This window comes from Bauldia sp. (assembly GCF_020442045.1).
GTDB lineage: Bacteria > Pseudomonadota > Alphaproteobacteria > Rhizobiales > Kaistiaceae > Bauldia.
The window spans coordinates 1-12,270 of the sequence record NZ_JAGRLA010000070.1 but is presented as its reverse complement, the minus strand read 5'-3'; the positions used below and the strand labels follow the sequence as shown (position 1 = coordinate 12,270).

At 68.8% G+C, this 12,270-nt stretch carries 12 protein-coding genes and 1 riboswitch; of the genes, 2 read left to right on the top strand and 10 right to left on the bottom strand.

The features are described from left to right. Window positions 1-175: 175 nt before the first annotated feature. The 4 genes from KDJ86_RS08090 to KDJ86_RS08075 form a co-directional block, all read right to left on the bottom strand. Window positions 176-1,588, bottom strand: coding sequence for a cytochrome P450 (locus tag KDJ86_RS08090; RefSeq protein ID WP_291744609.1), 1,413 nt, complete (start codon window positions 1,586-1,588; stop codon window positions 176-178). Between the two features lie 133 nt (window positions 1,589-1,721). Then, a complete protein-coding gene (locus tag KDJ86_RS08085) occupies window positions 1,722-3,263 on the bottom strand; it encodes a D-arabinonate dehydratase (RefSeq protein ID WP_291744611.1) in 1,542 nt (513 codons plus the stop codon). 134 nt (window positions 3,264-3,397) lie between these two features. Then, window positions 3,398-4,294, bottom strand: coding sequence for a ribokinase (locus tag KDJ86_RS08080; protein WP_291744608.1), 897 nt, complete (start codon window positions 4,292-4,294; stop codon window positions 3,398-3,400). A gap of 15 nt (window positions 4,295-4,309) precedes the next feature. Further along, window positions 4,310-4,495 (bottom strand): tautomerase family protein, encoded by a 186-nt coding sequence (locus KDJ86_RS08075; protein WP_367116775.1) that lies wholly within the window; start codon window positions 4,493-4,495, stop codon window positions 4,310-4,312. 186 nt (window positions 4,496-4,681) lie between these two features. Between KDJ86_RS08075 and pyc the strand changes: the two genes are divergently transcribed. Continuing rightward, on the top strand, window positions 4,682-8,119 hold the full coding sequence (pyc, locus tag KDJ86_RS08070; protein WP_291744607.1) for a pyruvate carboxylase: 3,438 nt from the start codon (window positions 4,682-4,684) through the stop codon (window positions 8,117-8,119). Between the two features lie 13 nt (window positions 8,120-8,132). Here pyc and KDJ86_RS08065 read toward each other — a convergent pair whose 3' ends face one another. Next, entirely contained in the window at window positions 8,133-8,561 is a 429-nt protein-coding gene (locus tag KDJ86_RS08065; RefSeq protein WP_291744606.1) for an SRPBCC family protein, read from the bottom strand. A 1-nt stretch (window position 8,562) separates the two neighbouring features. Continuing rightward, entirely contained in the window at window positions 8,563-8,898 is a 336-nt protein-coding gene (locus tag KDJ86_RS08060) for an ArsR/SmtB family transcription factor (RefSeq protein WP_291744605.1), read from the bottom strand. A gap of 116 nt (window positions 8,899-9,014) precedes the next feature. Between KDJ86_RS08060 and KDJ86_RS08055 the strand changes: the two genes are divergently transcribed. After that, a complete protein-coding gene (locus tag KDJ86_RS08055; RefSeq protein WP_291744604.1) occupies window positions 9,015-9,410 on the top strand; it encodes an SRPBCC domain-containing protein in 396 nt (131 codons plus the stop codon). An 18-nt stretch (window positions 9,411-9,428) separates the two neighbouring features. Here the strand turns inward: KDJ86_RS08055 and thiD are convergent, their stop codons facing one another. The 4 genes from thiD to KDJ86_RS08035 all read right to left on the bottom strand — a co-directional run. Further along, entirely contained in the window at window positions 9,429-10,232 is an 804-nt protein-coding gene (thiD, locus tag KDJ86_RS08050; protein WP_291744603.1) for a bifunctional hydroxymethylpyrimidine kinase/phosphomethylpyrimidine kinase, read from the bottom strand. After that, window positions 10,229-10,870 (bottom strand): thiamine phosphate synthase, encoded by a 642-nt coding sequence (gene thiE / locus KDJ86_RS08045; RefSeq protein ID WP_291744602.1) that lies wholly within the window; start codon window positions 10,868-10,870, stop codon window positions 10,229-10,231. The genes thiD and thiE overlap by 4 nt, the downstream gene beginning before the upstream one ends. After that, on the bottom strand, window positions 10,867-11,658 hold the full coding sequence (gene thiM, locus KDJ86_RS08040; RefSeq protein WP_291744601.1) for a hydroxyethylthiazole kinase: 792 nt from the start codon (window positions 11,656-11,658) through the stop codon (window positions 10,867-10,869). Before thiM ends, thiE begins: the two co-directional genes overlap by 4 nt. Before the next feature lie 77 nt (window positions 11,659-11,735). Beyond that, window positions 11,736-11,808, bottom strand: a riboswitch (TPP riboswitch). A 66-nt stretch (window positions 11,809-11,874) separates the two neighbouring features. Further along, a partial coding sequence (locus KDJ86_RS08035; RefSeq protein WP_291744600.1) for a thermonuclease family protein occupies window positions 11,875-12,270 on the bottom strand: 396 nt, incomplete at its 5' end.

Here is a 12,270-nt window from a genome sequence, read left to right as displayed (position 1 = left end):
CCGCGACGGCGGTGATCTGGGCCGGGGCGCCCGGCTCGCTGGCTTCGGCGGTATTCATGTGTCGGGACGGCAATTTTCCCGCGAGGATGCGGAACAGGCAACCTATGGAGGCCCAATTCTAACCACAGATCGGTTGCCCGGGCCACGGGAAATCCGGCGGCCGGAAGCCTCCGCTTCAGTGGATGGCGCGCCGCCGCAGCCTGACCGGAATCGGGCGGTCCGGCCGCAATGTTCCGCGCCACTGGGGTCTCACCTCGTCGGAGGCGAGCAATTTCATCTCGAATGTCTCGAGCAGCGTCGTCAGGACGATGACCGCTTCGATCATTGCGAATTGCGCGCCGATGCAGCCCCGCGGCCCGATGCCGAACGGGTAGTAGCCGCCCTGGCGGATCACCGCATCCGTCCGGTCGAGAAACCGCTCCGGCCTGAACGTCCGGGCGTCCGCCCACCGGGTCTCGTCGCGGTGCTGGGTCCACAGGTTGGCGACGATGAAGTCGCCGGGCTTGATATGCGCCTCGGGCAGGCCCGCGCCATCCTCTTGCGTGGCGTAGCGGACGATCGCCGGCAGGATCGGATAGACCCGGAGCGCCTCCATCAGCGCCGCCGTCGTATAGGGGAGGGCCTTCGTCCATTGGGTCAGCGGCTGGCCGCGATGGGGCGCGGCGGCGATCTCCTCGTCCACCTTCGCGCCCGCCGTCGGGCATCTGAGCAGGAAATAGAGCGTCCACGTCATCGTCAGCGAGGTCGTCTCGAAGCCCGCCCCCAGCATGGTGCCGACATTGTCCTGGATATGTTGTCGCTCCGCCGGCGTCGGCTTGTCCCCGGAGACCCATTTGGCGAAATAGGCCGAGAGCAGGTCGTCCGGCACCGCGCCGCCGTCCCGCATCGCGGCGATGCGGGCATCGACGACCGCCCTGGCGATCCGGTGACAGGTGCGGAGCGGCCGGGCGGCGTTGCGTTTCCAGAAGCGCGGCACGAAATGCGGCAGGAGGAATACATCCGCCGCGTCGACGGTCATGTGATACTTCATGACGTCGTTGAAGGCCTCGACGCTGCGGTCGATGCCGAACGGCGCCTCCGACGAGAAGAGGCAGGCGATCGCGCTCCTCAGGCCGATCCGGGAGAGGAAGCGTTGCAGGTCGATCTCCGCCTCGCGCCCGATCTCGCGGCAGGCATCCTCGGCGCTCTTCAGGAACGTTCCGGCATATCCGGCGAGGCGGTCGGACTTGAAATAGCGCCGGGTCAGGGCGCGGTTTTCCTCCCAGGCGGCGCCGTCGATGCTGGCGAGGCCCGAGCCGAAACCGGGCTTGAGCAGCAATTTCCTGACCGGATCGATGGTGTAGACGTCGCTCCGGTCGACGAAGAAGTATTTCGTCAGCTCCGGCTCGTTGAGGAAGAAGGCGCGCCGGCCGAGGAAGGTCTTCTCCGAGACCGCGTTCTCGTAGAGCTCGCGGGTCAGCAGCTCGATCGGGTTCTTGCTGAGGTAGTAAAGCGCCTTGAGGAACGGGGCGTCTGCTTCCAGCGGCTCGTAGGAGAAGGGCGCGAAGCGGGGCTGCTCGTCCTGGAATTCCCCGCCATCCGAAGCCATGCCGAGCGCCTCTCCGTAACCGGACGCGTCGGATTTAAGCCAAAAGATCGAAAAAAGGGAAGGGCGGCGCCGGCCGCCGGTCTTGGCGCGTGGCGCCGCCCCGGATCGTCGGATGCGAGGCGGCTGCCCGCGCCTACATCACCGCGCCGATCTGCCACGGCACGAACTCGTTGTCGCCGTAGCCGAATTCCTCGGACTTGGACTTCTTGCCGGAGGCGACAACGATCATCTCCTCGAAGATCTGCCGCGCCTTCTCCTCGATCGGCACGCCGTCGAGGATGTCGCCGCAGTTGATGTCCATGTCCTCTTCCTGGCGCTGATAGGTGTCGCTGTTGGTGGCGAGCTTGATCGACGGCGACGGCTTGAAGCCGAAGGCCGAGCCGCGGCCGGTGGTGAAGACGACGAGGTTGCAGCCGGACGCCACCTGGCCGGTGACGGAGGCGGGGTCGTAGCCGGGCGAATCCATGAAGACGAAGCCGCGTTCGGTGACCGGTTCGCCGTAGAGGTAGACGCCGCGCAACGTCGTCGTACCGCCCTTGGCGGCCGCGCCGAGCGACTTCTCGAGGATGGTCGTCAGCCCGCCGGCCTTGTTGCCGGGCGAGGGGTTGTTGTCCATCTCGCCGCCGTTCCTGGCCGTGTAGTCCTCCCACCACTTGATCCGCTCGACCAGCTTCTCGCCGATCTCGCGGGTCGCGGCGCGGCGGGTGAGGAGATGCTCGGCGCCGTAGATCTCGGGTGTCTCGGCAAGCACGCCGGTGCCGCCCTGGGCGACCAGCATGTCGGTGGCGAGGCCGAGCGCCGGATTGGCGGTGATGCCGGAATAGCCGTCCGAGCCGCCGCATTGCAGCGCCACCATCAGCTCCGATACCGGCACCGTCTCGCGCTTCACCGCGGCGACGGTCGGCAGCATCTCGCGGATCATCTCGACGCCGCGCTCGATCGTCTTGCGGGTGCCGCCGGTGGCCTGGATGGTCATGGTGCGGAAGGTCTCGCCCTCCTCGATGCGGTGGTCCTCCATCAGGCCGGGAATCTGCATCACCTCGCAGCCGAGCCCGACCAGCAGCGCGCCGCCGATATTCGGGTGCTTGGCATAGCCCCATTCGGTGCGCTGCAGCGTGGCGAAGCCTTCCGAGCCCTGGCCGGCCATGCCGCAGCCGGTGCCGTGGACGAAGGGCACGACGCCGTCGACCTCGGGATAGTCGTCGAGGACGCCGGAGCGATTGACCGCCTCGGCGATGAAGCGGGCGACCGAGGCCGAGCAGTTCACGCTGGTCAGCACGCCGACATAGTTGCGGGTGCCGACCCGGCCGCTCGCCCGCTTGTAGCCCTCGAAGGTCCGCCGCTGCTCGATCGGCAGGATTGTCTCCTCGACCGCGGCCTCGGCGAACTTGTAGTCGCGCTCGAAGACCTTCACCGCGCAATTGTGGCTGTGGATGTGCTCGCCGGCGCGGATCGGCGCGGTGGCGAAGCCGATGATCTGGCCGAATTTCAGCACCGGCGCGCCCTCGGCGATGTCGACCACCGCCATCTTGTGGCCCTTGGGAACGCGCGAGATCGCGGTGACGCCCTCGGCGACGGCCCCCGGCAGGACCGGGTCGACCGACACCACGAGGTTGTCGTCTCCATGCAGCCTCAGGACGCGGGGCGTCTTGGCGCGTTCGGACATCTGGTTCATCGGCACAATAGTCGAGTCGTCGGGGGGCGTTACCATGATGGTTCTTTCTCTGAGGGCAGGCGTCCTCCGGGGCGCCCGGCTGACATTTTAGTCCAGTCGATAGGGAGTCCGCAAAGATTCAGAAGGTCTGGCCGTCACCCGCCCGCCGCCTCGATCTCCGCGCGGGTCGGGAAGCTCGGCTGGGCGCCGTGTTTCGTGCAGGCGAGCGAGCCGGCGACGGCCGCCTTCGCCATTGCCGTCCGGAGGTCGGCGCCCTCGTCGAGATAGGCGGCGAGCACGCCGGCGAAGGTGTCGCCGGCGCCGGTGGTATCGACCGGCGTCACCGGAATCGCCGGCACCTTGATCAGTCCCTCCGGCCCGCTGGCGACCGCGCCTTCCGGCCCGAGCGTCGCGATCACCGTCCGGTCGAGCCGGCGGGCGAGAGCCGTCACCACCGCCTGGTTGCCGCGTGCGGCGAGCCCGAAATAGCGGGCGAAGTCGGCTGCCTCATGCTCGTTGACGACGACGATGGAGGTCGGTGCGAGCTCGGTCGGGGTCAGCGGCGTGAAGGGCGCGACCGAAAGCACGACCCTGGCGCCGGCTGCGCTCGCCCGCGTCGCCACCTTCATGCTCTCCGCGAAGGGCACCTCCATCTGGAGGAGCAGGGTGTCGCCGGCCGAGAGCGCGTCGGGTGCGACCTGGCCGGCCTCGGCCGAGGCATTGGCGCCCGGCGAGACGACGATGGTGTTCTCGCCCTTCTCGTCGACGGTGATGATGGCGATGCCGCTGGTGCCATGGCGCGTGGCGACGGAGGCGAGGTCGACGCCGGCCGGTTCGAGCTCGGTCAGCGCCGCCCTGGCCATGTCGTCGTCGCCGATTGCGCCGACGAGCTTCACTTCGGCGCCGGCGCGGCGGGCGGCGAGCGCCTGGTTGGCGCCCTTGCCGCCGGGAATGAGCTGGTAGTCGGATCCCATGACCGTCTCGCCGGGCATCGGCGACTTGGCCACCTGGCAGACGAGATCGACATTGATGGAGCCGAAGACGGTGATCATCGGAACCTGCTCCCGCTATCGCTCGCTGAAGGGGATGCCGCCCTTGGCCTTGTTGGCCTTGGGGGCCTCGACGATCTGCACCGTCACGACCTCGGCCGGCACGCCGAAATTCTTCACCATCGCGTCGGTGAGGTCCTTCATCAGGCTTTTCTTCTGCTCCGCCGAGCGTCCCTCGGCGGCATAGACGATGATCTCCGGCATATCGGCGACTCTCCTCCGAATTCCGCCAGTTCCTTAGCATGTTTGGGGCCGCCCTGGACAACCGTGCCGCATTGCGGGCCGGTTCCCCAGGCCGCTTCGCACTTGCACAAATTGCGTTCGCAGGCGCACAATCGTATCAAGCCGGCTGAATTCGGCCGAATGTTGTGAACGACTCCGGGGCAAGCCGTGCAGATCAACAAAATCCTCGTCGCCAACCGCTCGGAAATCGCGATCCGTGTCTTCCGGGCCGCCAACGAGCTCGGCATGAAGACGGTCGCGGTCTTCGCCGAGGAGGACAAGCTCGCGCTCCACCGCTTCAAGGCCGACGAGGCCTATCAGATCGGCAGGGGCCTCGGGCCGATCGAAGCCTATCTGTCGATCCCCGAGATCATCCGGGTCGCGCGGGAATCGAAGGCGGATGCCATCCATCCCGGCTATGGCCTGCTTTCGGAGAGCCCGGAATTCGCCGAGGCCTGCGCCGCCGCCGGACTCACCTTCATCGGCCCGTCGCCGGACACCATGCGCCGCCTCGGCGACAAGGTGTCGGCGCGGGAGCTGGCGGTTTCCGTCGGTGTCCCGGTGATGCCGGCAAGCGATCCGCTGCCCGACGACAAGGCCGCGATCGAGGAAATCGCGGCCGGCATCGGCTACCCGCTGATGCTGAAGGCGTCCTGGGGCGGCGGCGGCCGCGGCATGCGCGTCATTCCCGACAGAGAGACGCTGCTCAACGATATCGACGCCGCGCGGCGCGAGGCCAGGGCCGCCTTCGGCAAGGATGAGGTCTACCTGGAGAAGCTGGTCGAGCGGGCGCGCCACGTCGAGGTCCAGATCCTAGCCGATCTCCATGGTTCGATCGTCCATCTCTACGAGCGCGACTGCACCGTGCAGCGGCGCCACCAGAAGGTGGTGGAACGCGCGCCGGCGCCGTATCTCGACGAGGAGAAGCGGCAGGAGCTCGCCGGCTATGCGGTCTCGATCGCCCATGCCGCCCGATATGCCGGCGCGGGTACCGTCGAGTTCCTGATGGATGCCGATAGCGGCGCCTTCTATTTCATCGAGGTCAATCCGCGCATCCAGGTCGAGCACACCGTCACCGAGGAGGTGACCGGCATCGACATCGTCAAGGCGCAGATCCGTATCGCCGGTGGCGCCGCGATCGGCGCGCCCGATTGCGGCGTGCCGCGCCAGGGCGACATCCGGTTGAACGGCAACGCCCTCCAGTGCCGGATCACCACCGAGGACCCGGAGCAGAACTTCATCCCCGACTACGGGCGGATCACCGCCTATCGGGGCGCGACCGGCTTCGGTATCCGCCTCGATGGCGGCACCGCCTATTCCGGCGCGGTGATTACCCGGTTCTACGACCCGCTGCTCGAAAAGGTGACCGCCTGGGCGCCGACCGCCAGGGAAGCGATCGCCCGCATGGATCGCGCGCTTCGCGAATTCCGGATCCGCGGCGTCGCGACCAACCTGACCTTCCTCGAAAACATCATCGGCCATCCGAAATTCCGCGACGCCAGCTACACCACCCGCTTCATCGACGAGACGCCCGAGCTGTTCGAGGCGGTCAAGCGCCGCGATCGCGCCACCAAGCTTCTCACCTACATCGCCGACGTGACGGTCAACGGCCATCCCGATACCCGCGACCGGACGCGTCCGCCGGAGGAAGGGCTGGTCGTGCCGCCGCCGCTCTTCGACGTCGCGCCGGCCGCCGGCACCAAGCAGCGGCTCGACCGCGACGGTCCGGAAGCCTTCGCCCAATGGATGCGGGGCGAAGCCCGTGCGCTGGTCACCGACACCACCATGCGCGACGCCCATCAGTCGCTGCTTGCCACCCGGATGCGGACCTTCGATCTCGCCGCCGTCGCCGATTCCTACGCGCGGGCCCTGCCGGGTCTCCTGTCGCTCGAATGCTGGGGCGGCGCCACCTTCGACGTCGCCATGCGCTTCCTGACCGAGGACCCCTGGGAGCGGCTGGCGCTGATCCGCGAGCGGACGCCGAACATACTGCTCCAGGCGCTGCTGCGCGGCGCCAACGGCGTCGGCTATACCAACTATCCGGACAACGCGGTCCGCTTCTTCGTCAGGGAGGCGGCCGCGTCCGGCGTCGATCTCTTCCGCGTCTTCGACTGCCTCAACTGGGTCGAGAATATGCGGGTGTCGATGGACGCGGTTCGCGAGGCCGGCAAGCTCTGCGAGGGCGCGCTCTGCTACACCGGCGACATCCTCGATCCCGACCGGGCGAAATACAGCCTCAAATACTATGTCGACCTCGCCAGGCAGCTCGAAGCCGCCGGCGCCCATATCATCGGCATCAAGGACATGGCGGGCCTCCTCAAGCCGGTCGCCGCGACGAAGCTCGTCAAGGCGCTCCGCGAGGCGACCGACCTGCCGATCCATTTCCACACCCACGACACCTCCGGCGTCGCCGCCGCCTCGGTGGTCGCGGCGGTGGAAGCCGGGGTCGATGCCTTCGACGCGGCGATCGACTCGATGTCGGGCCTCACCTCGCAGCCCTGCCTCGGCTCGCTGGTCGAGGCGTTGGACGACACCGACCGGGCGACCGGCCTCGACGTCTCGGCGGTCCGCCAGATTTCCTTCTATTTCGAGGCGGTCCGCGCCCAGTATCGCGCCTTCGAATCCGACCTCCGCTTCGGCGCCTCGGAGGTCTATCTGCACGAGATGCCGGGCGGCCAGTTCACCAACCTCAAGGAACAGGCGCGCTCGCTCGGCCTCGAGGCGCGGTGGCACGAGGTCGCGCGCACCTATTCGCAAGTCAACATGCTGTTCGGCGATATCGTCAAGGTCACGCCGTCGTCCAAGGTGGTCGGCGACCTCGCCTTGATGATGGTCGCCGGCGACATCACCGTCGAGGACGTCGCCGACCCGGCCAAGGACATCGCCTTCCCGGACTCCGTCGTCCAGATGATGCATGGCGACCTCGGCCAGCCGCCCGGCGGATGGCCGGAGGCGATCCAGAAGAAGGTGCTGAAGGAGACGGAGCCGATCGTCGTCCGTCCCGGCTCGCTGATCCCGCCGGCCGACCTCGACGCCGAGCGCCAGGCGGTCGTGGAGAAGATCGGCCGTCCGGTCGAGGACCGGGAGCTCGCCTCCTACCTCATGTATCCGAAGGTCTTCACCGAATTCGCCGCGGCCGCCGATACCTATGGCCCGGTCTCGGTGCTGCCGACGCCGGTCTATTTCTACGGCCTGCCGGTCGGCGAGGAGATCCTCGTCGAGATCGAGCGCGGCAAGACCCTGGTCATCCGCAATCAAGCGATCGGCGAGGCCGACGACGACGGTTTCGTCCGCGTCTTCTTCGAGATGAACGGCCAGCCGCGCGTCGCCAAGGTGCCGAACCGCATGGCCGGCGAGGTGGTCGTCCGCCGCAAGGCGGAGGAGGGGAATGCGCTGCATGTCGCGGCCCCGATGCCCGGCGTCATCTCGACGCTCGCCGTCGCCACCGGCCAGAAGGTCAAGGCCGGCGACGTGCTGTTGTCGATCGAGGCGATGAAGATGGAAACCGCCCTCCACGCCGAGCGCGACGGCATCGTCGGCGAGGTGCTGGTCCATGCCGGCAGCCAGATCGACGCCAAGGACCTCCTGATGGTCTACGAGGAGTAGGGGCGGGCAATCCCTACCCGGCCAGCATCGCCTCGAGCTTGTCGATGCAGCCGCCCCATCCTTCTCCGTGCATGTCGCGGACCGCGGCGTCGGTGAAGCGCTCGTGGAGGAGCACCAGCTCGGTTCCCTCGGCATGCGGCAGGAACCGCACGGTGACCAGCGTCGGGCCGGGCGGCAGGATGCTGACGTTCCAGGTATAGACCAGCTCCTCGGGCGCCCGGACCCGCTCGAAGTTGCCGGATATCCAGGTGATCGAGCCGTCCGCCTCGAGATTCGCGATCCGATAGCTGCCGCCCTCGCGGAGGTCGACTTGGGCTTCGGGGCAGGTGACCGGCCCCGGGCCCCACCATTGCTTCAGCTGTTCCGGGTCCGTCCATGCGGCGAAGACCGCCTCGCGCGGCGCGCGGATGACGCGGCTGAGGGTCAGTTCCGTCGGCAGCATGTCAGCGTCTTCCTTTCTCGACGAAGGCGGCGAGCCGGTCGATCCTGCCGCTCCAGAAGTCGCGATAGGTGGCGATCCAGGCGTCGGCATCGGCCAGCGGCCCGGCGTCGAGAAGGCAGGACTGGACATGGCCCTCGCTCGTCCGCCGGATCAGGCCCGCGCGCTCGAGGACGAAGAGGTGCTTGGAGACCGCGTTGATCGACATGTCGTGCGGAGCGGCGAGTTCGGTCACCCGCGCCGGGCCGGCGGCAAGCGTCCGCAGCAGCGCCCGCCGCGTCCGGTTGGCGAGGGCGTGGAACACGTCGTCGAGGCGGTCGTCTTCGTCGATGCCGGTCATAATCCCTCAACCAATCGGTTGACAGGCTCGGTGCCGTGCCTTAGGAAGCCAGTAGTCAACCAGTTGGTTGACGAGATAGCGGCCCGGTGCGGCCAAGTCAAACGGGAGAGAGACCTGTGAGCATCCATCAGGAAGTCACCATCGACGCCAGCCCGGCCGAGGTCTTCGGCATTCTGACCTCATCCGCCGACTTCACCCGGATGACCGGCGGCCGTGCCGCGGAGATATCGGCCGAGGTCGGTGGCGCCGCCTCGCTGTTCGGCGGGGATATCCGCGCCCTCAACATCGAGCTCGTGCCGGGCAAGCGCGTCGTGCAGGCATGGCGGGCGCAGGCCTGGCCGGAGGGCGTCCATTCCGTCGTCAAATTCGAGCTGGTGCCGGACGGCAAGGCAACGAAGGTGGTTTTCGATCAGGCCGGCTACCCCGATGGCGCCGAGGCGATGCTGGAAGGCGGCTGGCACCAGATGTACTGGCAGCCGATGAATGCCATGATGGCCGGCAAGGGCGGCTGACCTGACAGCCCCGGCCGCCTATTCGGCCGGCCAAACCTCGTGGAAATGATTCAGCGGCCCGTGGCCGTGGCCGACGCTGAGGCGGTCGCTGGCCGCGATCGCGCCGGTCACGTAGTCCTTGGCGCGGGCGATCGCCGCGAGCCTCGGCATGGTCGGCAGCAGCGCCGCCAGCGCCGCCGACAGGGTGCAGCCGGTGCCGTGGGTGTTCTTCGTCGTGATCCGCGGCGCGGTGAAGGTCTCCAGCGTGTCGCCGTCGAAATAGATGTCGGTGCTGTCCGGGCCGCCGCCATGGCCGCCCTTGAGCAGCACCGAGGCGGGACCGAGCGCTTTCAGTTCGCCCGCCACCTCGATCGCGGCGGCAAGGCCGGATGGCTCCTCCGTGCCGAGCAGGTCGGCCGCCTCCGGCAGGTTCGGCGTGATGATCTCGGCGAGCGGCAGCAGCCGGTCGCGCACCGCCGCCACCGCCTCCGCGGCAAGCAGCCGGTCGCCGCTCTTGGCGACCATCACCGGATCGAGCACGACATGCTTCGCCCCGTGGCGGGTGAGCGCGTCGGCGATCGCGGTGGCGATTTCGGCGGTCGCGACCATGCCGATCTTCACCGCGTCGACCCTGACGTCGTCGAACACCGCGTCGATCTGGGCGGTGAGGACGTCCGGCTCGACGACCCGGAAGCCGGTCACCCCCCGGGTGTTCTGCGCGACCACCGCGGTGATCGCGGCCATGCCATAGGCACCGAGCGCGCCGAAGGTCTTGAGGTCGGCCATGATGCCGGCGCCGCCGGACGGGTCGGTGCCGGCGATCGATAGGACGTTGGCGATCATGCTGCGTATGCTCCCGCCATCGCTGACTTCAGCGCCGATGCGGCCTGTTCGGGATCGTCCGCCGCGGCGATCGCCGAAACGACGGCGAGCCCGGCCGCGCCGGTGGCCATGATCGCCGGCGCGTTGCCGGCATCGATGCCGCCGATCGCGACCCAGGGCAGCGGCAGCCGGGCGCCGACCGCGCGGGTCGCCTCGAGCCCGAGGGCCGGCGTCGCGTCGGCCTTGGTCGCCGAGGCGAAGATCGGGCCGAGCCCGACATAATCGACGATCGCCGGGTCGACGGTGGCGATGTCCGCCTCGCCGGTCACCGACAGGCCGAGCAGCATCGTTTCGCCGATCCGGGCGCGGGCCGCGCGCGGGTCGCCGTCGCCCTGGCCGATATGCAGGCCGTCGGCCTCGGCGGCGATGGCGACCGCCGTCCGGTCGTTGACGAAGAGCGGGATGCCCTGTGGCGCGAGGCGGCGCCTGAGGTCGCGGGCGAGCCTGATCATCGCCTCGTCGCTTGCCGTCTTGTCGCGAAGCTGGACCGCGGTGACACCGCCGGCGACCGCCGCCATCACCGTGTCGATCACACCACGCCGGGCCATCATGCCGGCGTCGGTGACGAGCATCAGCGTCAGGTCGGGGAGCCGCCTCATGCCCAACGCACGCCAGCCACGAGCGCGGCATCGTCGAGCCGGTGGAGCGCGTCGATCAGGCCGACCTGGAAGGATGCCGGGCCGTTGGCATGGCGGATCGCCGTTTCGGCGGCGACGCCGAGCATGGTCAGTCCGGCGACGGCGGCGTCGAAGGGCGCGAGCCCGGCGCCGAGACAGGCGCCGATGATCGCGGTCGCCATGCAGCCGGTGCCGGTGACCCGGGCGAGCATCGGGTCGCCGTTGGCGAGCCCCACCATCCGCTCGCCATCGGTGACGTAGTCGACCGCGCCGGTGACCGCGACGACGGCGCCGGTTCGCTTCGCCAGCCGCCGCGCCGCGTCCTGCGCCGCCTCCGAGCCCTTGGTGCTGTCGACGCCGCGGGCGCCGCCGGCCTCGCCGGCCAGCGACATGATCTCCGAGGCATTGCCGCGGATCACTGCCGGCCCCATTGCCGCCAGGCGGGTCGCGGTCTCGGTCCGGTAGGCGGTCGCGCCGGCCGCGACCGGATCGAGGATCCACGGCACCCCGGCGGCGTTGGCGGCCTCCGCGGCCTTCTCCATCGCGGCGACCCAGGGCGCGGAAAGCGTTCCGATGTTGATCACCAGTGCTTGGGCGATCGGCGCGAAGTCGGCGACCTCGTCGAGCGCATGGACCATGGCCGGCGACGCGCCGGCGGCAAGCAGCGCATTCGCCGTCGAGTTCATGACGACATAGTTGGTGATGTTGTGGACCAGCGGCCCGCGGCTGCGCAGGCGGTCGATGGCGGATGTCAGGTCGGGTCGTTCCACGGCATTCCTCGCTTTGTCGCGCGGAAGCCCTGGCCGGCGCTGGCGGGGCGTTCTTCCCGGATGCCGGTGGTGACGGCTCCCTGCGCTGGCATTATCCAGATCAGGTTCGGCGGGTATCTTCTCAGCCCGTCCTGCCGGACGAGCACCCCGTATCACCGGGGCTGAACATATGCCGATGCGGTGCCGCGTCAAGCGCCCGGTCGCGCCGATCTTCCGTCAGCCGCCCAGTCCGGCGAGATCGCACCAGCCGCCCCGCGCACCGCCGTCATAGGCGCGGGCGAGGCCGGAGGCGCGCATATGCTTGCCGAGATCGACGCCGTCGTCGGTCGCGACATCGGCGACCACGCGGCCCCCGTATTTGTCATTCTCGATGTCGGTCAGGGTGACGCCCCCGGTTTCGGCGATTCGGGAGAGGGTATCCCGCGCGGCCCTTGCCATGGCCTTCTCGCGTCGGCAGTGGCCGCGAAGCTCCGGCGCGTCGATGCCGCGGATTCGTGCATTGACGACGATCCGCTGGCCGATCCAGATCGCCGCCTCGACGATCAGCGTGTCGCCGTCGACGACCCGTAGCACCCGCGCCGCGACCGGGCCGGCGATCCGCTCACCGGCGTG